Below are 21,826 nucleotides of genomic sequence, written 5' to 3'. Positions count from 1 at the left end.
AAAAAGTATAGACTTTTTTGGAAAAATGATTATAATTAGATATTAAAATAGAGAGAAGGAAGATATGATTTCAGCAAAAAGTATCGAGCAAGCCTATCAAGTTCTCAAGGATGTGGTTGTAGAAACCTCCTTGGTGTTTGATCCCTATTTGTCAGAAAAGTACGCAGCCAATATTTATGTGAAGCGCGAAAATGAACAGCGGGTGCGTTCTTTCAAAATCCGTGGTGCCTACTATGCGATTCATCAGTTGAGCCAGGAGGAAAAAGAGCGAGGCGTTGTTTGTGCCTCTGCTGGAAACCATGCTCAAGGTGTAGCCTACACTTGTAATGAGATGCAGATTCCTGCTACCATCTTCATGCCCATTACCACACCGCAGCAGAAAATCGGTCAGGTCAAATTCTTTGGTGGAAAATATGTAACCATCAAACTGGTTGGTGATACCTTCGATGAGTCGGCTCAAGCGGCCATGGACTACACTCAAGCCGAAGGCAAAACCTTTATCGATCCCTTTGATGATGTCAATGTCCAGGCAGGTCAAGGGACGGTTGCTTATGAGGTCTTGAAACAGGCTGATCGGTTGGAAGTAGCTTTTGACCAAGTTCTGATTCCGGTTGGTGGCGGCGGCTTGATTGCAGGAATGTCGACTTATCTGAAAGCGCAAGCGCCAGAAGTGAAGATTGTCGGTGTCGAAGCAAACGGTGCTCGATCGATGAAAGCAGCTTTTGACAAGGGCCATCCAGTGAAGTTAAAAAAAATTGATAAGTTTGCAGACGGTATTGCAGTACAAAAAGTGGGCTCATCAACCTACGAAGCGGCTCGTCAAAATGTCGATCAATTGATTGGAGTAGATGAAGGATGGATTTCAGAAACCATCATTGACTTGTACTCCAAACAAGGAATTGTAGCAGAGCCGGCAGGTGCAGCCGCCATTGCAGCTCTTGACACCATCAAGGAACAAATTGCTGGCAAGACTATTTGCTGTGTCATCTCCGGTGGCAATAATGATATCAACCGTATGCCAGAGATGGAAGAACGGTCACTCATTTATGCAGGAGTCAAACACTATTTTGTGGTGAATTTCCCGCAACGGCCAGGGGCTCTACGGGAGTTCGTAAATGATATTCTTGGTCCAAGTGATGACATTACTCGCTTTGAGTACATCAAACGTGCCAATAAGGGCACAGGACCTGTTCTCATCGGGATTACCTTGGGTGACAAGGAAGATTACCCCGCTTTTAGCCAACGCCTAGAAGCCTTCGACCCCAATTACATCAATCTCCACGAGAATGATTCTCTCTATAAAATGTTGGTATAATCCAGAGTTGTGTGAAAAAGAAAGGAGATTCTCATGTTTGGATTCGTTTTTGCTATTATTATTTTATTGCTGATTATTTTCTTGATTTTATCAGGACTCTATGTTGTCAAACAACAGACTGTAGCTATTGTGGAACGATTTGGGAAGTACCAACGTACGTCTACATCAGGGATTAATTTTAAAATTCCATTTGGAGTAGATGTCATTGCAGCTCGTATCCAACTTCGTGTCCTTCAAAGTGAAATTGTTGTCGAAACAAAAACACAGGACAATGTATTTGTGACTATGAACGTTGCAACCCAATACCGAGTAAATGAAGAAAATGTGACGGATGCTTACTACAAACTCATGCATCCAGAAGCTCAAATCAAGTCTTACATTGAAGACGCGCTTCGCTCTTCTGTTCCAAAATTAACCTTGGACGAACTCTTTGAAAAGAAGGACGAAATCGCCCTCGAAGTACAAAAACAAGTAGCAGAAGAAATGTCAACTTACGGCTACATCATCGTCAAAACCTTGATTACAAAGGTGGAGCCAGATGCAGAAGTCAAGCAGTCTATGAATGAAATCAATGCTGCACAACGAAAACGTGTTGCTGCCCAAGAATTAGCAGAAGCCGATAAGATTAAAATCGTTACTGCCGCTGAAGCGGAAGCAGAAAAGGATCGCTTGCACGGTGTCGGTATTGCCCAACAACGTAAGGCAATTGTGGATGGATTGGCAGAGTCTATCCAAGAAATCAAGAGTGCAAATGTTGGCATGACAGAAGAACAAATCATGGCCATTCTTTTGACCAACCAGTACTTGGATACGCTCAATACTTTTGCTACTCAAGGCAATCAAACACTCTTTTTGCCAAATACACCTAATGGAATTGAGGACATTCGTAGCCAGATGTTGTCCGCTTTGAAGGCTGATAAAGGCTCGTCAAATCCATTCTAATTTTCAGTCATTTCACATAAAACATTTTCAGATATGTAAAAAATCCTAACATTTTCCTAAAATGTGCTTGACAAAGCAAACAAACTGTATTATAATTCTAACAGTTAACTAACAAAGGAAAGGGGTTTCTAATGACTAGTTACGAAAAAGTTGCTGCAGTTGTCGGTTGGGTCCGTGATAAAAAAATCACTGGATACCGAATCAGCAAGGAGACAAACGCTCGCGAGATGTCTGTTATCGCATTGGCTCAAGGTCGTGCAAAAATTGACAACATTTCGTTTGCGACAGCGCTTGGGTTAATTGATTTTTATGAAAAAAACCATAAAAAATTCGAAAATTAATCGCGTTAAAACCAGCTCAAAGAGCTGGTTTTTTTGTTATTTATATGGGAAGAAAGATGATCATTTTTAGACAAAAAATAAGCTAGGCTTGGGCCTAGCTTATTTTATTTCAAGAAACGTTTTAAAAATTCACGTGTCCGTTCTTGAGTTGGTTGTTCGAAGATTTGTTGAGGTGTGCCTTGTTCGGCAATCAACCCTTTGTCCATGAAGATGACATGGTCTGAAACCTCTTTTGCAAATTCCATTTCATGAGTGACGAGAATCATGGTAAGACCGGACTTTGCCAAATCTTGCATGGTTTTGAGTACTTCTCCAACCATTTCTGGGTCAAGTGCAGAAGTCGGTTCGTCAAAGAGCATGGCTTCAGGATTCACAGACAAGGCGCGTGCAATAGCGACCCGTTGCTTCTGACCGCCAGAGAGCTGTTTTGGTTTTGCTTTCCAGTATTGCTCGGTCATGCCTACTCGAGTTAAGTTTTCTTTGGCAATCTTTTCAGCTTCTTCACGGCTGCGTTTTAGAACGGTTGTTTGAGGAATAACTGCATTTTCAAGAACGTTTAGATTTTCAAAGAGGTTGAAGGATTGGAATACCATCCCTAGTTTTTCGCGATAAGTGTTAAGATTGTAACCTTTTTCTAGGACATTTTCACCATGGAAGAGGATTTCTCCTCCGCTTGGCTCTTCGAGCAAGTTGATAGAACGAAGGAAGGTTGATTTACCAGATCCCGATGAACCGATGATGGAAATAACTTGTCCCGGGTGGACGGTCAAGGAAATGTCTTTTAGCACCTCGTTTTGACCGTAGGATTTTTTCAGGTGTTTGATTTCTAAGATTGGATTAGACATGAGGGACCTCCTCTACCTGCATTTGATTAGCGCCAGTTGTGTAGGTATCTGAATCAAAGCGTTTTTCGATGTAGCGTAGGATACGAGTTACCGTAAAGGTCAGTACAAAGTAGATGATGGCAATGACGGTAAATGTTTGGAAGTATTGATAGGTTTGAGTTGCGACAGTGTTTCCTGAGAAGTAGAGTTCGACAACAGAGATAACGTTCAATACAGATGTATCCTTGATATTAATGACAAATTCATTACCCGTTGCTGGCAGGATATTGCGGACAACTTGTGGTAAGACGATTTTTTTCATGGTTTGACCATGGGTAAATCCGAGAGCAGTAGCTGCTTCAAATTGACCCTTGTCAACGGCGAAGATACCACCACGAACGATTTCACTCATGTAGGCACCTGTGTTGATAGAAACGATAAAAATAGCAGCTAGGGTGCGGTCGATATTTAGACCGAAGGCTTGGGCAGTTCCGTAGTAGATAACCATGGATTGTACAATCATTGGCGTGCCACGGAAAATTTCAATATAGATGTTGATAATCCAGCCCAACAATTTTTGTAGAGCAGCAAGTGCCTTATTGACTGCTTTAGGTGCAGTACGGAAAACGCCGATAAGCAAACCAATCATGGTTCCGACAACTGTTCCGACAATGGAGATGAGCAAGGTCATTCCTGTACCGCGGAGCAATTGTTGCCAGTTATTTTGGAAAATAGAAAGGACTTGCTGGAAGAAGTTTGGTTTAGCAGATTCGCTATCTGTGCTAGCAGGTTGGCTTGCAATCATTTTATCCATGAGTTTGATTTGGTCGTCATGTGAAATAGCTGCAAGAACTTGGTTAACTTGTGCCATGCGGGTATCATCTTTACGCATACCGACAGCGATATTGGTGTCGGATTCGCTAGTTGCAAAACCTTCTGTTAGCTCCACCATTTTTAGTTTTGGATTGGCATTTTGTGCAGAAGTGGCATCTGGGCGTTCAGAAACATAGGCGTCAATGATACCAGACTCGACTGCTTGACGGAGTTGGTTGAAATCGCCCATGGCTACTTCTTTTTTTGCGCCGTCCAATTGATCGATAAGGTCGTAGAGGTAGACTCCCTGTTGGGCAGTTACTTTGGCATCGGCGAAATCTTTGATGCTAGTAGCTTTTGCGTAAGGACCGTCGGCTTTTACGACTAGGGTTGGTTTGGAAATGTAGTAAGCATCTGAGAAGGCGATTTCTTTTTTACGCTCTTCTGTAGGGCTCATGCCGGCGATAATCATATCGATTTTTCCAGATGTCAGGGCAGGTACAAGTCCTTCCCATTTAGTTTTGACAACGAGAACTTCTTTGCCCGTATCTTTGGCAATTTTTTTAGCGACTTGGACATCATAGCCATTTGCATACTGGGACGTTCCTTCAATTTTTACAGCCCCGTTGCTATCGTCATCTTGGGTCCAGTTGAAGGGAGCGTAGGCTGCCTCCATCCCGACACGGAGGTAGTCATCGGCAGACACATTGCTACCGATGAAGAACAGCGCCAAGCAAGACAAGAGCACTGCTAAATATTTTTTCTTCATAATAAAGCTCCTTGTGAATATTTATGATTTTCTCCTTATTATATTAAAAATTCAGAAAACTTTCAATGCTTGGGTTTCCGGTCTTGCTTTTTGGAAAATATGGTATAATAATTCAAACAGGAGGTTTCAGATGTTTGTAGAACTATTGAAAGCAATTTTATTTGGGATTGTTGAAGGAGTTACGGAGTGGCTTCCGATTTCAAGTACAGGTCACTTGATTTTGATCCAAGAATTTATCAATTTCAAATCAGTTAATGCTGGCTTTGTATCCATGTTTAATGTTGTGATTCAGTTGGGAGCGATTTTGGCTGTTATGGTGATTTATTTTGACCGTCTCAATCCTTTTCAAGCTGGAAAAACAGAACGTGAAGTTCAATTGACATGGCAACTATGGGCAAAAGTGATTTTAGCAGCCTTGCCTGCAGCAGTATTGGGATTTTTATTTGATGATTGGTTAGATACACATTTGTTTAATTCTTTTGTAGTTGCCATGACTCTGATTATTTACGGTTTTGCTTTTATTTATGTTGAAAAACGCAATGAAAATATTGCTCCAGAAGTGACTTCTCTCTCGCGCTTGTCCTATAAAATGGCTCTCTACATCGGGCTCTTTCAGGTTTTGGCCTTGATTCCAGGAACTAGTCGTTCAGGGGCGACGATTTTGGGTGGTATTTTACTCGGGACTAGCCGCCAGGTCGCGACAGAGTTCACTTTCTTCCTGGGTATTCCCATTATGTTTGGTGCAAGTTTGTTGAAACTAGTCAAGTTACTTGTAAAAGGGGTAGCTGTATCAGGAGGACAATGGTTCTTACTTTTGGTTGCGATGGGAACGGCTTTTGGAGTTTCGTTGGTCGTCATTCGCTTCTTGACAGACTATGTGAAGAAACACGATTTTACATTTTTCGGAAAATACCGTATTGGTTTGGGGGCACTCCTCATCGTTTATTCATTGTTTAAATTGATTTTCTAAAGCGGGGGAACCTGCTTTTCTTTTGGTAAAAACAGCCTTTTATTGTATAATGAGAAGGATACTAGTAAGTTTGGAGACAGCCTATGAAGATGAAACAAATTAGTGATTCGACTTTGAAAATCACGATTAAGTTAGAAGATTTAGAAGAAAGAGGCATGGAATTGGCGGATTTTTTGATTCCGCAAGAAAAGACAGAGGAGTTTTTCTACTCTGTTTTGGACGAGTTAGACTTGCCGATGACTTTCCGCGAAAGTGGGATGTTGAGTTTTCGTGTTACACCAAAGCCGGATAAAATCGATATTTTTGTGACAAAGTCAGATATTGACAAGTCAATTGATTTTGAAGATTTGGCAAATTTTGACGATTTCCCAGATATTTCCCAATTGTCACCTGAGGAATTTTTGAAGACTGTCGAAAAAACAATTCGCGACAAGAGTGGCGATGATGAAGCAACGGTTCGTCGTTTGGAAGCAGTTGAGGAAGCTGATTATGCCGATGAAGACTCTGCAGAAGCGCAGCAAGCTTATGTCTACTATATCTTGGAATTTGAGAATTTGCTACGTGCAGTAGAGTTTGCGCATGCCATAGATATTGTGATTGAAACGTCAGAGTTGTACAAGATGAACAATCACTATTACATGATTGTCTTGAAAAATGTAGAAGATCAGTCACGTCTGTATCCGACTTATTTCCTTTCTCGTATGTTAGAACATGCTGATAATACAGATATCAGTCGTCCTTATCTTCAAGAACATGGTCTACTGCTACTAGCAGAAGATGCGCTTGAAGAACTGAGAAAGGTCAGTTTGACATGATTCCATTTGCTTTACAATACATTATTGTCCTTATAGCGACCTTGGTGATTGCCTTAATTGCAACGCCTCTTGTTCGTTTCTTGTCTATTCGTATCGGTGCTGTGGACAATCCAAATGCTCGTCGCATCAATAAGGTTCCCATGCCTTCAGCGGGTGGACTCGCTGTTTTTATCGCCTTTTTTATCGGTAGTATTGTCATTTTGCCCAATATCGTCTTGCATGTTTGGCAGGAGCAGACCTACTTTGACTATATCTTGCCGGTTGTTGTAGCTGGTGGAATTATAGTAGCGACGGGGTTGATTGATGATATAAAAGAGCTTCGTCCGCTGCCTAAGATGGCCGGGATGCTAGTTGCAGCGTCTATTATCTGGATATTTACAGAATTTAGGTTCGATGATTTTAAAATTCCTTTCGGCGGACCGATGATTCATTTTCCGGTCTGGCTATCCTTTTGCTTGACGGTTTTATGGATTGTGGCGATCACCAATGCGGTTAACTTGATTGATGGATTGGACGGTCTGGTGTGTGGAGTATCCATCATCTCATTGACGACCATGGGGTTGGTTTCCTACTTCTTCCTCTACGATAGCAATGTCTTCTTGACCTTGACGGTATTTGTCCTAGTTGCAGCAATCGCAGGTTTTTTACCCTATAATTACAATCCAGCGGTTATCTATCTAGGTGATACTGGGGCTTTGTTTATCGGGTTTATGATTGGGGTTTTGTCGTTGCAAGGTTTGAAGAATTCTACAGCTGTTGCGGTAGTGACGCCCATGATTATTTTAGGGGTACCCATTACAGATACTATTGTGGCGATTATTCGTCGGACCTTATCTGGCCAGAAGATTTATGAAGCGGATCGTATGCATCTACACCATCGTCTTCTGTCGCTTGGATTGTCTCATCGAGGGACAGTTTTGGTCATTTATGCGATTTCCTTTGTCTTTTCTTTGATTTCTCTTTTGCTCAATGTATCCAGCCGTTTAGGTGGAGTTCTATTGATGATTGCCCTGACATTCGGCATTATTATTTTGAGTGAATTGATTGGGATTTTTGGAGAAAATCGAACGTTTTTGCTCAACGTTTTACGCTTTATAGGCAATAGTACCTATCGAAAAGAGCAAATAGAAACGTGTAAAGAACGAAAAAAAACTTATCATAAATAAGAATGTTTATAAACACAGAAGGAGCCAAGAAGGCTCTTTTTTGATATAATGAATAGATAAAAATAAAAGGAGATAACCATGTCTGTACTAGAAATCAAGAATCTTCATGTATCCATTGAAGAAAAAGAAATTTTGAAAGGTGTCAATTTAACGCTGAAAACAGGGGAAATTGCAGCGATTATGGGACCAAATGGTACTGGTAAGTCAACTTTGTCAGCGGCAATTATGGGCAATCCATCTTATGAAGTCACAGAAGGAGAAATTCTTTTGGATGGCGAAAATATTTTGGAATTGGAAGTAGATGAACGTGCTCGTCTGGGTCTATTTTTGGCTATGCAGTATCCATCTGAAATTCCAGGAATCACCAATGCTGAATTTATCCGCGCGGCTATGAACGCTGGTAAAGAAGACGAAGACAAAATTTCTGTTCGTGATTTTATCAAAAAACTAGATGCCAAAATGGAGCTTCTAGGAATGAAAGAAGAAATGGCAGAACGTTATCTCAATGAAGGTTTCTCTGGTGGTGAGAAAAAACGCAATGAAATCTTGCAACTTCTCATGCTAGAGCCTAAATTTGCTCTTCTTGACGAGATTGACTCAGGTCTTGATATTGACGCCTTGAAGGTTGTTTCAAAAGGCGTCAATGAAATGCGTGGCGAGAACTTCGGTGCCATGATTATCACTCATTACCAACGCTTGCTCAACTACATCACACCGGATGTGGTACACGTCATGATGGAAGGACGCGTGGTCCTCTCAGGTGGTGCGGAATTGGCAGCTCGTCTTGAAAAAGAAGGGTATGCCAAGATTGCAGAAGAGCTAGGTATCGAATACCACGAAGAAGTCTAATTTGTCACTTCGACTGAATAGAAATGGAGTAACAAATGTCAAAAGAAGCTATTTTAAATTTTTCAATGTCTAAGGCAGAGCCGGTTTGGTTGCAAGAGCGTCGCATGCAGGCCTTGGAGAAAATGGCAGAGCTAGCCTTGCCAAAAGTGGAACGTGTGAAATTTCACCGTTGGAATTTAGGTCAGGAAGTCATGGCTGAGAGTGAATTTTCTGGGAACGTACCAGATTTCACCGCTCTCGGTGATCGTCCGACCTTGGTACAAGTTGGAACGCAAACAGTTTTTGAACAGCTACCTGCTGACTTAGTAGAGCAAGGAGTTGTCTTTACAGATTTGTATTCTGCTTTGGAAGAGATTCCGCAAGTGATTGAAGAGCATTTTGGGACTGTGCTTGCGCTGGATGAAGACAAATTGGCGGCTCATAACTATGCTTATTTTAACAGCGCAGCCGTGCTTTACGTTCCGGATAATGTAGAAATTCAGCAACCCATTGAAGGACTTTTTTACCAAGATAGCCAGAGCGATGTACCTTTTAATAAACACATTTTGATTGTGGCTGGTAAAAATGCGGTCTTTAGCTATTTGGAACGCTTTGAAACGATTGGTGATGGACAAGTTTCGGCAACGGCTAACATTTCAGTGGAAGTCATTGCTGGTGCGGGAAGCCAGATTAAGTTTGCAGCTATTGACCGTTTGGGTCAACAGGTGACGGCCTATCTATCACGTCGTGCCCGCCATGCAGCTGATGCAACGGTTGACTGGGCGCTTGGTGTCATGAATGAAGGGAATGTCGTTGCTGATTTTGATTCTGACTTGATTGGAAATGGCAGTCATGCAAATCTAAAAGTTGTAGCAGCGTCATCTGGCAAGCAGGTGCAAGGAATTGATACACGAGTGACAAACTATGGTCATCACTCGGTTGGTCATATTTTGCAACATGGGGTTATCTTGGAATGTGGAACTTTGACTTTCAATGGAATTGGTCATATTATCAAAGGTGCTAAAGGTGCAGATGCCCAGCAGGAAAGTCGTGTCTTGATGCTGTCTGATAATGCACGCTCGGATGCCAATCCAATCCTTTTGATTGATGAAAATGAAGTCACAGCTGGACACGCAGCGTCCATCGGTCAGGTTGACCCAGAAGATATGTATTATCTGATGAGTCGCGGTATTGATCGCCAAACAGCAGAACGTTTGGTAATCCGTGGATTCTTGGGGACAGTCATTACGGAAATCCCGGTTAAGGAAGTTCGTGATGAAATGATTCAAGTCTTGGATAGTAAGCTCGATAAGAGATAGGATGATAGAGGGAGATTCAGATGTTAGATGCCACTAAAATTCGGCAAGATTTTCAAATTTTAGACCAGATTGTTAACGATGAACCCCTCGTTTATCTGGACAATGCAGCCACCACTCAAAAACCACAAGCGGTTTTAGATGCCTTGGCAGCTTATTACCACGAAGACAATGCCAATGTTCACCGTGGTGTGCACACGTTGGCTGAGCGGGCCACTGCAAAATACGAAGCAAGCCGAGAAAAAGTACGTCGTTTTATCAATGCTCGCTCAACCAAAGAAATTCTCTTCACACGTGGTACGACGACAGGATTGAACTGGGTCGCAAAATTTGCTGAGCAAGTGTTGCAACCGGGTGATGAAGTCTTGATTTCGATTATGGAGCATCATTCAAATATCATCCCTTGGCAAGAAGTTTGCCGTAAAACAGGTGCCAAGTTGGTTTATGTCTATTTGAAAAATGGCCAGCTAGATATGGAAGATTTAACTGGAAAAATTTCTGAACACACGAAATTTGTCAGTCTCGCCCACGTCTCAAATGTCCTCGGCTGTGTCAATCCCGTAAAAGAAATCGTAGCCTTGGCGCACGAAGTAGGTGCCATTATGGTGGTGGATGGGGCTCAATCTGCTCCGCACATGACGATTGATGTAGAAGAATTGGATTGTGACTTCTTCACCCTATCTGGTCATAAAATGCTGGGACCTACTGGTATCGGTGTCTTGTATGGGAAAGAGCATTTACTCAATCTCATGAATCCCGTTGAATTTGGCGGGGAAATGATCGACTTTGTCTACGAGCAAGAAGCCAGCTGGAAAGAGCTACCCTGGAAATTTGAAGCAGGAACGCCCAATATTGCAGGTGCCATCGGTCTAGGTGCGGCTGTTGACTATCTAACTGAGCTTGGGATGGAAAAAATCTATGCCCATGAGCAAGAATTGGTGGCCTATGTTTTGCCTAAGTTGCAAGCCATTGAAGGTCTGACTGTATATGGTCCGCAATCTGCTACAGAGCATGCAGGAGTGTTGGCCTTTAACATTGACGGCTTGCACCCCCACGACCTAGCAACGGCCCTAGACTATGAAGGGGTGGCGGTTCGTGCAGGACACCACTGTGCCCAGCCACTTATCAATCATCTAGGGATCTCATCGGCTGCTCGTGCAAGCTTTTATATCTACAATACAAAAGAAGACTGCGATAAGCTGGTGGAAGCTATCCTCAAGGCAAAGGAGTTTTTTAATGGCACTTTCTAGATTAGACAGCCTTTATATGGCTGTTGTCGCAGATCATTCGAAAAGTCCGCATCACCACGGTAGTTTGGATGGAGTCGAAGCTCTGCAGTTAAATAATCCAACCTGCGGCGATGTGATTTCCCTGTCTGTGAAGATTGAAGATGATAAGATTGAAGATATTGCATTTTCTGGGCATGGTTGTACGATTTCTACCGCTTCGTCTAGTATGATGACCGACGCGGTCCTCGGCAAAACGACAGCAGAGGCGCTCGAATTAGCAGAGATTTTTTCTCTCATGGTTCAGGGAGAAAAGGATGATGCGCAAGAAAAGTTGGGAGAAGCAGAGTTACTCGCAGGAGTAGCAAAATTCCCGCAGCGAATCAAATGCTCGACCCTACCGTGGAACGCCTTGAAGAAGGCAATTGAGCGTCAGGAGGCTTTACATGAAAGCGCAAGACAAAATTGAGTTCTGTAAAGAAGTAGGACAGTCATTGCCGGGGGCGAAAGTCTATTTTCGCGATGGATGGGATTGCTTTTATTTCGATCTTGAAGGCAAGTATTTTGCTATGATGGGAGTAGACGAAGACGCCTACATTACGTTGAAAAATAATCCTGATAAAAACGAAGAATTGCGTCAAGTCTACTCAGACGTGATTCGACCGGGATATTATACTAGTAAAAAACATTGGAATTCGATTGACCTTCACGCAGAAGAAATCACCTCCAATATGCTCGAGCAACTGATAAAAGAATCCTACAACTTGGTCTTTGCAACCTTAACAAAGAAAGGAATAGTATGTCTGAAACAAATGAAATTGTAGAACCAAAACCGATTGACTTGGGAGAGTATCAATTTGGTTTTCATGACGATGTAGAGCCGATTTATTCGACTGGTAAAGGGTTGAATGAAGCGGTTGTTCGTGAATTATCGGCTGCCAAAAATGAACCTGAGTGGATGCTTGAATTCCGACTCAAGTCCTTAGCAGCTTTTCAAAAAATGCCCATGCAAACATGGGGTCCGGATTTATCCGATATTGATTTTGATGATTTGATTTATTATCAAAAACCGTCAGATAAACCAGCACGTTCATGGGATGATGTTCCCGAAAAAATCAAAGAAACCTTCGAGCGGATTGGAATACCAGAAGCGGAGCGTGCCTACCTGGCAGGTGCTTCTGCCCAGTACGAGTCTGAAGTGGTCTACCACAACATGAAGGAAGAGTTTGAAAAGTTGGGTATCGTCTTTACTGACACGGACTCAGCCCTGAAAGAATACCCAGAACTCTTTAAACAATACTTCTCAAAATTAGTCCTACCAACGGACAATAAATTAGCAGCCCTCAACTCAGCTGTGTGGTCAGGTGGAACCTTTATTTACGTACCCAAAGGTGTTAAAGTAGATATTCCATTGCAAACCTATTTCCGTATTAATAACCAGAACACAGGACAATTTGAGCGGACCCTCATTATTGTTGATGAAGGGGCGAGTGTGCACTATGTGGAAGGATGTACAGCGCCGACCTACTCTACTAATAGCCTTCATGCTGCGATTGTAGAGATTTTTGCCTTGGACGGAGCTTACGTTCGTTATACGACTATTCAAAACTGGTCTGACAATGTCTATAACCTTGTAACCAAACGTGCTCGTGCGCTAAAAAATGCGACTGTTGAGTGGATTGACGGGAACCTCGGTGCTAAGACAACCATGAAATACCCAGCTGTTCACTTGGATGGCGAAGGGGCGCGTGGGACTATGTTGACCATCGCCTTTGCTAATAAAGGACAAAACCAAGATACGGGTGCCAAAATGATTCATAATGCACCGCGGACATCGTCTTCAATTGTTTCCAAGTCCATTGCAAAAGGTGGTGGAGCAGTAAACTACCGTGGACAAGTTACATTTGGTAAGGATTCAGCTAAGTCAGTCAGCCATATCGAGTGTGATACCATTATCATGGATGACCTATCAACATCTGATACCATTCCGTTTAATGAAATCCATAACTCACAAGTGGCACTGGAACATGAAGCAAAAGTATCCAAGATCTCAGAAGAGCAACTCTACTACCTCATGAGCCGTGGCCTGACAGAATCAGAAGCCACTGAAATGATTGTCATGGGCTTTGTAGAACCCTTCACAAAAGAACTCCCAATGGAATATGCCGTTGAACTCAACCGCTTAATTTCCTATGAAATGGAGGGTTCTGTGGGCTAAAGTGACGAGTGTCAGAAGTAAGAAAGAACTTATTCTGAACCACCGCCACTTTTCCCACAGAAGTTAGAGATGAAGCAAGTGTCAACTTGCGTCGTTAATAAGGTTAGAGAAAATTAGTAACACAATAGCTATGAGGCTATTGTGTGCAATTTCTCGCTGACTGAGGTTGGAAATAAAGGAAACGTCAGTTGGCAAATAGTGAGCTTCGATCGTTTTATAAATAACAGAAAAGGAAAATCAATTTGATTTTCCTTTTTATAATTTTTCATTGACATACCGAACGAAATGATTCCACCAAGAAATAGGTGCAAAAGGAGTACTTGTTTCGTTTTTAGCAATCATCTTAACAGATGGAAGTTTCCCCAGATAGCCGCTACCGATCAGGTTGCTATCACGGCTGACCAAGGTTCCCAATTCCTGTCCTTTTGCAATCGGTGCATCGACAATAGCTTTTGTAGCCTTGAAATTAGCAGAAGCAGCATTTTTTTTATCTTTACGAGTAATGAGTGTCAGATTTTCAGTTGCTACTGCGCGACTGATTGAGTCTGTTCCATTAAATACTTCAACGGTAGAATTAGTGTAGGCTTGCCCTTTTTCAACTAAGGTTGTCGCTGAGAAATTATTGTAGACATAGTCTATCAAGGCGTTGGTAGCAACAAAACGATTATCAGGGAATTCATTTCCGTTGTCCGCATTAAGGATGACGGTAATAATTTGGAAGTGGTGCTCAGTTGTAGTGGCTACAAAGGAAGCCCCTGATAAATCAGTTGTTCCAGTCTTGAGTCCGACAACACCTGCACGTTGATAGGTCCCCCCCTCAATCATTTGGTTGGTGGAATAGTAGGTGTTTCCTTCCATAGTATAAGAATAGCGCGAAGTGATATCTGTTACTTGAGGATAGTCTTGCAATAAATGACGAGCGATGATAGCGATATCGCGAGCAGACATGGTATTTTCAGCTGTTGAAGACGATCCGGGGTAGATATTGTTTCCTAAAAATTCGTTGTTTAACCCTGTGGCGTTTACGAGTTTGGCGTCGGAGATGCCCCATTCTTTCAGTTTAGCCGTCATCATATCGACAAATTTCGGCTCAGAGCCTGCGACTTTTTCAGCTAAAGCAATGGCTGCGCTGTTAGCCGATGAAATCAAAGAAGCTTGTAGTAGTTCTTGGACAGTATATTTCCGAGTGTCCAAGTTGATATTGCTGGCAGTAGATTCAACGGTCAGTAGATAGGGATAATCAGAAATAGCTACTTCGCTATTCATCCCAAATTTTCCCTGATCCATAGCTTCATAGACCAGATAAACGGTCAGTAATTTTGTAATCGAAGCAATACTAGCTGGTGTGGTTGCATCCTTTTCGTAAAGGACTTTACCGGACTCGACATCTACAGCAATAGCGTGTTTTGCAGGTGCAGAGAAGTCGTCTGCTGAGACTAGACTTGCAGAAGCAAAGATGAGAGAGAGCAGTGCGCTCCATAGTAAAAGATATTTTTTCATAAGAACCTTTCTAAGAACCTTACTATTATATCACAAGTAAAAAGAATACGAAAAAGTTAGAAAATGAAAAAATATGTAAATTTGTTGAAAAGTCAGAAAATTTCAAATACAGGTAAAAATTTCTTTACAAGCTAGAAACGTCGTGATATAATTAGACACATATATTTAAGAATTGTTTAAGCAATTCCATTATCTTAAATAGGAGACCCTTTTATGCAAAAAAGAAAAATTGTGGCAATTGCTGGTGTAACCTTATTGTCAGCAGCCTTCTTGTCAGCTTGCGGTAACTCATCAAGCAAATCTGAAACTTCTTCTACATATTCATACGTTTATACAGAAGATCCAACTTCATTGGACTATATTGCTTATAACCGTCAACAAGTTTCTGACATCGTAACAAACATGGTGGACGGACTTCTTGAAAATGACAAGTACGGGAACCTTGTTCCTTCACTTGCTGAAGATTGGAAAGTTTCAAAAGACGGCTTGACATATACATACACATTGCGTAAAGGTGTGAAATGGTATACAGCTGAAGGTGAAGAGTATGCAGACGTAACTGCAAACGACTTCGTTACTTCACTTAAACATGCGGTTGAAACTAAGTCAGAAGGTCTTTACATTATCCAAAACTCTATCAAAGGCTTGGACGACTATGTAACTGGTAAAACAAAAGACTTTTCTACTGTAGGTGTAAAAGCGGTTGACGATCATACAGTTCAATATACCTTGAACCAACCAGAAAGCTTCTGGAATTCAAAATTGACAATGTCAATCATGTTGCCTCTTAACGCTGACTTCTTGGCATCAAAAGGTAAAGATTTTGGTAAAGTTTCACCAGATGGTATCCTTTATAATGGTGCTTACAGAATCAGTGCTATGACTTCTAAGTCATCTCTTGAATACACAAAAAACGAAAACTACTGGGATGCTGACAACGTTAAAATCGACAACGTTAAGTTGACATACTACGGTGGCGATGATCCAGAATCATTGATTAAAGGATTTACAGACGGCAACTACTCAAATGCCCGTGTATTCCCTAACTCATCAAGTTACAAATCTGTAAAAGAAAAATACAAAGATAACATTACTTACGGATTGCAAGATGCTACAACATACTATACAGTATTGAACGTAAACCGTGGCAACTATGCACACACTTCAAAAACAACAGATGCACAAAAAACGGCTTCACAAAAAGCGCTTCAAAACAAAGATTTCCGTCAAGCGATTGCATTTGGTTTTGACCGCCAAACATACCTTGCACAATCTGTAGGTGAAGATGCATCTGATAAAGCGCTCCGTAATACATTCGTACCACCAACATTTGTTAGCGCAGGTTCAACTTCATTCGGTGACTTGGTAACAAAAGACTTGGTATCATACGGTGATCAATGGAAAGATATCGATCTTTCAGATGCTCAAAACGGTCTTTACAAACCAGAAAAAGCTAAAGCTGAAATTGCTAAAGCAAAAGAAGCACTTACAGCACAAGGTGTTGAATTCCCAATCCACTTGGATATGGCTGTCAACCAATCAAGCGAAATCAGTGTTCAACAAGCATCATCATTGAAACAATCAATCGAAAAATCACTTGGTACTGATAACGTAGTGATCGACCTTCAAATGATGGATACAGACACATTCCAAAATGCAGCCTTCTATGCTGAAGGTGCAGCTCAAATGGACTACGATATCTCATACGCAGGTTGGGGACCAGACTATCAAGACCCATCTACATACTTAGATGTCTTTAACACTAAGAATGGTGCAAGTCTTGAAAGACTTGGTTTGAACGGTGAAAAAGACACAGCATTGATTCAAGAAATCGGTTTGGATAAATACGATGCACTCTTGAAAGAAGCGTCTGCAGAAACTCAAGATGTAGCAGCTCGTTATGAAAAATATGCGAAAGCACAAGCTTGGTTGACAGATAGCGCTTTGGTTATCCCTTACATGTCACTTGGTGGTACACCAGGAGTATCTAAAGTTGTTCCTTACACAGCTTCAACAGCTGATATCGGTATCAAAGGTGGCGGTAGCTTCTTCAAATACATGGAAGTTGGTACTAAAGTAAACAACGCTAAAGATGTTTACAAAAAACGTGAGAAATGGTTGAAAGAAAAAGCAAAATCTAATGCGAAAGCACAAGAAGAGCTTGCTGATCACGTTGAAAAATAATTAAACATTTTTAAGAGAACTTTCTCTACTATTTATAGAGAAAGTTCTTTTGAGATTGAGAGGAAAACATAGAATGAAGAAATATATTTTCAATCGTATTTTGCGTTCTTTAGTCTCTCTTTTTCTTGTGACTACATTGATATATACAATCGTCTATACAATGGTTCCACGGAAAAAGATTTTCGAAAAGGATCAAACGTACACGAAAATGGCATCAGATCCTTACAAGAAAGTTGACTACGTCAATACGGTCTATGAAAAAATGGGCTATATTGACTATATGAACAGTAACGAGTTACAAACTGCGGCTGAAAAAAAATATGAAAATGTAACGAGCGAACCAACGGAAGCCAATAAGAAGATTTATAAAAAATATCTTACTCAGTTAGGCAAAGGTTGGGAGTTGCATCAATTTGAAACAAACAACGAATTTTACGCAACACGTGAAATTCCAATTTACCAACGGATTACCAAGTTTTATGGTAATTTAGTACAGGTAGACCACACCAATAAAATTCAGGACAAAGCCAATCCAAACCTGAAACGCTATATTCGATTTGAAAAAGATCCGTCTGTTGGTTGGGCTTTGGTTGGTTCTGGTACCGAGCACAAGTACTTGTTGTATGCAAATGGACAATTTCCATTTATCCACCAAAACTTCATTACCTTTGATTTAGGTGTATCCTACCCTACTTATGCCAATGTTGATGTTTTGGAAGTATTGACGCAGGGACAAGGTAAAGCTTTGTTGACGGATGTGACTTTCCCGACCGGAGTTACCAAGAAATCTTCTGTTAATATCTATACTCGTACTTACAAATCTCCAGGAAGTGCAGATAAGCAAACAATTGCGAACTTCGGAGAGGGAGATGCCTACACAGCTACTAAAACACGCTACCAAGATCCATCAATGCTTGTGAATTCATCTATCATTGGGATCATCAGTGTGATTATTACCTATGCATTGGGTATTCCGCTTGGAATTTTAATGTCTCGTTACAAGAATAAAGGCTTTGATACCATCATGACAGCGGCACTTAGCTTCTTGATGGCCTTGCCAAGTGTTGCCTTCATCTATATTTTCCGTTTTGCTTTCGGAAAATTATTTGGCTTGCCTGATACCTTCCCTATTTTAGGGGCACAGGATTTCCGTTCTTACCTCTTGCCTGCTCTATTGTTAGGACTATTAGGTATTCCGGGAATGGCTGTTTGGATTCGTCGTTACTTTATCGACTTGCAAACCAGCGACTATGTTCGTTTTGCGCGCGCAAAAGGATTGTCAGAGTCTGAAATTTCGAAAGGCCACATTTTTAGAAATGCGATGGTACCTGTTGTCATCAGTATTCCAGGTTCTATTTTGGGTGTTATTGTCGGTGCTACCTTTACAGAATCTGTATTCGCCTTCCCAGGTATGGGTAAAATGTTGATTGACTCAATCAACAATGCAAATAATACAATGGTAGTGGCATTGACATTTATCTTTGCAGCACTTTCCATTTTCTCGCTCTTGTTGGGAGACTTACTGATGACTGTAGTCGATCCACGTATTAAATTAGACGCAAAAGGAGGTAAATAATGTCTACAATTGATAAGTCTAAATTTACATTTGTCAAACGTGACGATTTTGCCGCTGAAGCTATTGATTCTCCATCATACTCTTACTGGAAATCAGTAATGCGTCAATTTTTCAAAAAGAAATCAACTATTGCCATGCTAGGTTTGTTGATTGCCATTATCTTAATGAGCTTTATCTATCCTCTATTTGCAAACTATGATTTTAACGATGTAAGTAAAATTAACGATTTCTCAGCACGTTATAACTGGCCAAATGCAAAATATTGGTTTGGTACAGATGCCAATGGACAATCTCTTTTTGATGGTGTGTGGTATGGTGCGAGAAATTCAATTCTCATCTCACTTATTGCTACAGTGATTAACTTGGTGATTGGTGTCATTGTCGGCGGAATCTGGGGAGTGTCGAAAACGTTCGATAAAATCATGATGGAAGTCTACAATGTTATTTCAAACATCCCGTATTTGCTAGTTATCATTGTCATGACCTATGCATTGGGAGCAGGATTCTGGAACTTGATTCTTGCTTTCTGTATCACGGGTTGGATTGGTGTTGCCTTCTCTATCCGTGTTCAAATTATGCGTTACCGTGATTTGGAATACAATCTTGCCAGCCGTACGCTTGGAACACCAACCTTCAAACTTGTGGTAAGAAACTTGCTTCCGCAGTTGGTGTCGGTCATTGTGACACAAGCATCACAAAGTTTGCCAGGTTACATTTCTTCTGAAGCGTTCTTGTCATATTTTGGTATTGGTTTGCCAGTAACTGTACCAAGTCTCGGTCGTCTCATTTCAAAATATGCGCAAAACGTGACAACCAATGCTTACTTGTTCTGGATTCCATTGACAGCACTCGTTCTCGTTTCACTTTCACTGTTCATCGTTGGACAAAACCTTTCTGATGCCAGTGACCCACGTACACATAGATAAGGAGCCGATATGACAGAGAATAAAAATATCATTTTATCAGCTAAAGATGTGGTCGTGGAATTTGATGTTCGTGATCGCGTCTTGACAGCCATTCGTAAAGTATCACTTGATTTGTTTGAAGGAGAGATTCTCACCCTCGTAGGTGAGTCAGGTTCTGGGAAATCTGTTTTGACTAAAACCTTCACTGGAATGCTTGAAGAAAACGGTCGTATCGCATCAGGTACTATTAACTACCGTGGTCAAGAGCTGACAGAAGTCGTTAACAATAAAGAATGGCAAAAAATTCGTGGTGCGAAAATTGCAACTATTTTCCAAGATCCGATGACGAGTTTGAACCCACTTGTGACGATTGGGAGACAGATTACAGAAGTCATTGTTAAACATCAAGGTAAAACAGTAGCAGAAGCCAAGGAAATGGCAATTGACTACATGAAAAAAGTGGGGATTCCAGAAGCTGAAAAACGTTTCAATGAATACCCATTCCAATATTCAGGTGGGATGCGTCAGCGGATTGTTATCGCGATTGCCCTTGCTTGTCGTCCAGATGTACTGATTTGTGATGAGCCGACAACTGCTTTGGACGTAACAATTCAGGCTCAGATTTTGGATTTGCTAAAATCACTTCAAAAAGAGTACAATTTCACGACAATCTTTATCACTCACGATTTGGGAGTTGTCGCAAGTATTGCGGATAAAGTTGCCGTAATGTATGCTGGAGAAGTCATTGAATATGGAACAGTAGAAGATATTTTCTACGACCCACGTCACCCATACACATGGAGCTTGTTGTCAAGCTTGCCGCAGTTAGCGACAGCCGATGGGGAATTGTTCTCTATTCCAGGGACACCACCGTCTCTTTACACCCCAGTTGTTGGTGATGCCTTTGCTCCCCGTTCAGAATTTGCTATGCAAATCGATTTTGAAGAAGAGCCACCAGTTATTCATGTGAACGATACTCATTGGGCTAAAACATGGTTGCTTCACCCAGAAGCTCCGAAGGCAGAAAAACCAGCTGTAATCCAAAACTTGCATGAGAAAATCAAAGCAAAAATGTTAGTAGAAGAAATTGATTAGGAGGAAGAAATGGCTGAAAAATTAGTTGAAGTTAAAGATTTAGAAATTTCTTTCGGTGAAGGAAACAAAAAATTTGTTGCCGTTAAAAATGCGAATTTCTTTATTAACAAAGGAGAAACATTCTCTCTTGTAGGCGAGTCTGGTTCAGGTAAAACGACAATTGGACGCGCGATTATTGGCTTGAACGACACTAGTTCAGGTGACATTCTATATGATGGTAAAAAAATCAACGGGAAATTATCACGTGAGCAAAAACGAGATGTTATCCGTAAAATTCAAATGATTTTCCAAGATCCCGCAGCTAGCTTAAATGAGCGTGCGACGGTTGATTACATCATTTCAGAAGGTTTGTATAATTTCAAGCTTTATGAAAATGAAGAAGATCGCCAAGAAAAAGTTCGTAATATTATCAATGAAGTTGGTTTGTTAGCAGAGCATTTGACACGCTACCCCCACGAATTTTCGGGAGGACAACGTCAACGTATCGGTATCGCACGTGCTCTTGTGATGCAACCAGAGTTCGTCATTGCAGATGAGCCAATTTCTGCCTTGGATGTATCCGTTCGTGCCCAAGTTTTGAATTTGTTGAAAAAATTCCAAAAAGAACTTGGTTTAACCTACTTGTTCATCGCCCATGATTTGTCTGTTGTACGTTTCATATCAGATCGTATTGCAGTTATTCATAAAGGGGTCATTGTTGAAGTTGCAGAAACAGAAGAATTGTTCAAAAATCCAATTCACCCATATACACGTTCATTGTTATCAGCGGTACCAATTCCAGATCCTATTTTAGAGCGTCAAAAAGAATTGGTTGTGTATGATGTTAATCAACATGATTATTCAGAAGATAAACCAGAAATGGTTGAAGTTAAACCAGGGCATTATGTTTGGTGTAATAAAGCAGAACTTGCTGAATACAAAAAGAATAATTAAGAAGAACAGCTTATTGCTGTTCTTTTTTGTAGCAGGATGACAAGTATGACATGTACGTTATTCCATATGTATTATATACTTTATGTAAAC

20 protein-coding genes are annotated in these 21,826 nt (G+C 41.1%); 17 read left to right on the top strand and 3 right to left on the bottom strand.

The window, feature by feature from the left end:
* Window positions 1–64 precede the first annotated feature (64 nt).
* The 3 genes from ilvA (at window position 65) to J2T50_RS08560 (ending at window position 2,598) form a co-directional block, all read left to right on the top strand.
* Complete coding sequence (ilvA, locus tag J2T50_RS08570; RefSeq protein WP_253365703.1) at window positions 65–1,315, top strand: threonine ammonia-lyase IlvA; 1,251 nt, start codon at window positions 65–67, stop codon at window positions 1,313–1,315.
* 33 nt (window positions 1,316–1,348) lie between these two features.
* Window positions 1,349–2,257, top strand: coding sequence for an SPFH domain-containing protein (locus tag J2T50_RS08565; protein WP_253365701.1), 909 nt, complete (start codon window positions 1,349–1,351; stop codon window positions 2,255–2,257).
* Between the two features lie 131 nt (window positions 2,258–2,388).
* Window positions 2,389–2,598, top strand: a complete 210-nt coding sequence (locus tag J2T50_RS08560) for a capsule biosynthesis transcriptional regulator (RefSeq protein ID WP_253365699.1) — start codon at window positions 2,389–2,391, stop codon at window positions 2,596–2,598.
* A gap of 104 nt (window positions 2,599–2,702) precedes the next feature.
* On the opposite strand, the gene J2T50_RS08555 is transcribed toward J2T50_RS08560, so the two are convergent.
* Both J2T50_RS08555 and J2T50_RS08550 read right to left on the bottom strand, forming a co-directional pair.
* Window positions 2,703–3,443: an amino acid ABC transporter ATP-binding protein gene (locus J2T50_RS08555; protein ID WP_253365697.1), complete on the bottom strand. Its 741-nt coding sequence runs from the start codon at window positions 3,441–3,443 to the stop codon at window positions 2,703–2,705.
* Window positions 3,436–5,004, bottom strand: coding sequence for an ABC transporter substrate-binding protein/permease (locus tag J2T50_RS08550; RefSeq protein WP_253365696.1), 1,569 nt, complete (start codon window positions 5,002–5,004; stop codon window positions 3,436–3,438). Before J2T50_RS08550 ends, J2T50_RS08555 begins: the two co-directional genes overlap by 8 nt.
* Before the next feature lie 130 nt (window positions 5,005–5,134).
* On the opposite strand from J2T50_RS08550, the gene J2T50_RS08545 reads away from it, so the two are divergent.
* The 9 genes from J2T50_RS08545 to sufB all read left to right on the top strand — a co-directional run bounded on the left by J2T50_RS08545 (window position 5,135) and on the right by sufB (window position 13,543).
* Window positions 5,135–5,974, top strand: a complete 840-nt coding sequence (locus tag J2T50_RS08545; RefSeq protein ID WP_253365695.1) for an undecaprenyl-diphosphate phosphatase — start codon at window positions 5,135–5,137, stop codon at window positions 5,972–5,974.
* Window positions 5,975–6,057: 83 nt separating this feature from the next.
* On the top strand, window positions 6,058–6,789 hold the full coding sequence (gene mecA, locus J2T50_RS08540; RefSeq protein WP_253365694.1) for an adaptor protein MecA: 732 nt from the start codon (window positions 6,058–6,060) through the stop codon (window positions 6,787–6,789).
* Window positions 6,786–7,955, top strand: a complete 1,170-nt coding sequence (locus J2T50_RS08535) for a glycosyltransferase family 4 protein (protein WP_253365693.1) — start codon at window positions 6,786–6,788, stop codon at window positions 7,953–7,955. The genes mecA and J2T50_RS08535 overlap by 4 nt, the downstream gene beginning before the upstream one ends.
* A 78-nt stretch (window positions 7,956–8,033) precedes the next feature.
* Window positions 8,034–8,804, top strand: a complete 771-nt coding sequence (sufC, locus tag J2T50_RS08530; protein ID WP_253365692.1) for a Fe-S cluster assembly ATPase SufC — start codon at window positions 8,034–8,036, stop codon at window positions 8,802–8,804.
* Window positions 8,805–8,839: 35 nt separating this feature from the next.
* Window positions 8,840–10,102 carry a Fe-S cluster assembly protein SufD gene (sufD, locus tag J2T50_RS08525; RefSeq protein WP_253365691.1) on the top strand — a complete coding sequence of 421 codons (1,263 nt, stop codon included), beginning with the start codon at window positions 8,840–8,842 and terminating at the stop codon, window positions 10,100–10,102.
* Between the two features lie 20 nt (window positions 10,103–10,122).
* Window positions 10,123–11,349 carry a cysteine desulfurase gene (locus J2T50_RS08520; RefSeq protein WP_253365690.1) on the top strand — a complete coding sequence of 409 codons (1,227 nt, stop codon included), beginning with the start codon at window positions 10,123–10,125 and terminating at the stop codon, window positions 11,347–11,349.
* Complete coding sequence (sufU, locus tag J2T50_RS08515; protein WP_253365688.1) at window positions 11,336–11,794, top strand: Fe-S cluster assembly sulfur transfer protein SufU; 459 nt, start codon at window positions 11,336–11,338, stop codon at window positions 11,792–11,794. Before J2T50_RS08520 ends, sufU begins: the two co-directional genes overlap by 14 nt.
* Window positions 11,772–12,149 carry an MmcQ/YjbR family DNA-binding protein gene (locus J2T50_RS08510; protein WP_253365686.1) on the top strand — a complete coding sequence of 126 codons (378 nt, stop codon included), beginning with the start codon at window positions 11,772–11,774 and terminating at the stop codon, window positions 12,147–12,149. The genes sufU and J2T50_RS08510 overlap by 23 nt, the downstream gene beginning before the upstream one ends.
* On the top strand, window positions 12,125–13,543 hold the full coding sequence (sufB, locus tag J2T50_RS08505) for a Fe-S cluster assembly protein SufB (protein WP_253365684.1): 1,419 nt from the start codon (window positions 12,125–12,127) through the stop codon (window positions 13,541–13,543). The genes J2T50_RS08510 and sufB overlap by 25 nt, the downstream gene beginning before the upstream one ends.
* A gap of 255 nt (window positions 13,544–13,798) precedes the next feature.
* Here the strand turns inward: sufB and pbp3 are convergent, their stop codons facing one another.
* The gene (gene pbp3, locus J2T50_RS08500; RefSeq protein ID WP_253365682.1) at window positions 13,799–15,043 is read right to left on the bottom strand and encodes a D-alanyl-D-alanine carboxypeptidase PBP3; all 1,245 of its coding nucleotides are present in this window, start codon (window positions 15,041–15,043) and stop codon (window positions 13,799–13,801) included.
* A gap of 213 nt (window positions 15,044–15,256) precedes the next feature.
* On the opposite strand from pbp3, the gene J2T50_RS08495 reads away from it, so the two are divergent.
* From J2T50_RS08495 to J2T50_RS08475, 5 genes are all read left to right on the top strand, one after another.
* Window positions 15,257–17,227: a peptide ABC transporter substrate-binding protein gene (locus tag J2T50_RS08495; protein ID WP_253365680.1), complete on the top strand. Its 1,971-nt coding sequence runs from the start codon at window positions 15,257–15,259 to the stop codon at window positions 17,225–17,227.
* A gap of 73 nt (window positions 17,228–17,300) precedes the next feature.
* On the top strand, window positions 17,301–18,803 hold the full coding sequence (locus J2T50_RS08490) for an ABC transporter permease (protein ID WP_253365677.1): 1,503 nt from the start codon (window positions 17,301–17,303) through the stop codon (window positions 18,801–18,803).
* Window positions 18,803–19,729, top strand: coding sequence for an oligopeptide ABC transporter permease OppC (gene oppC, locus J2T50_RS08485; RefSeq protein WP_253365675.1), 927 nt, complete (start codon window positions 18,803–18,805; stop codon window positions 19,727–19,729). The genes J2T50_RS08490 and oppC overlap by 1 nt, the downstream gene beginning before the upstream one ends.
* Window positions 19,730–19,738: 9 nt before the next feature.
* The gene (locus J2T50_RS08480; RefSeq protein ID WP_253365673.1) at window positions 19,739–20,803 is read left to right on the top strand and encodes an ABC transporter ATP-binding protein; all 1,065 of its coding nucleotides are present in this window, start codon (window positions 19,739–19,741) and stop codon (window positions 20,801–20,803) included.
* 9 nt (window positions 20,804–20,812) lie between these two features.
* Window positions 20,813–21,736: an ATP-binding cassette domain-containing protein gene (locus tag J2T50_RS08475; protein WP_253365671.1), complete on the top strand. Its 924-nt coding sequence runs from the start codon at window positions 20,813–20,815 to the stop codon at window positions 21,734–21,736.
* Window positions 21,737–21,826 lie beyond the last annotated feature (90 nt).

Source organism: Streptococcus gallinaceus (assembly GCF_024170225.1).
In the GTDB taxonomy this organism is placed as follows: domain Bacteria; phylum Bacillota; class Bacilli; order Lactobacillales; family Streptococcaceae; genus Streptococcus; species Streptococcus gallinaceus.
This window is presented reverse-complemented; position numbering and strand designations above follow the sequence as displayed.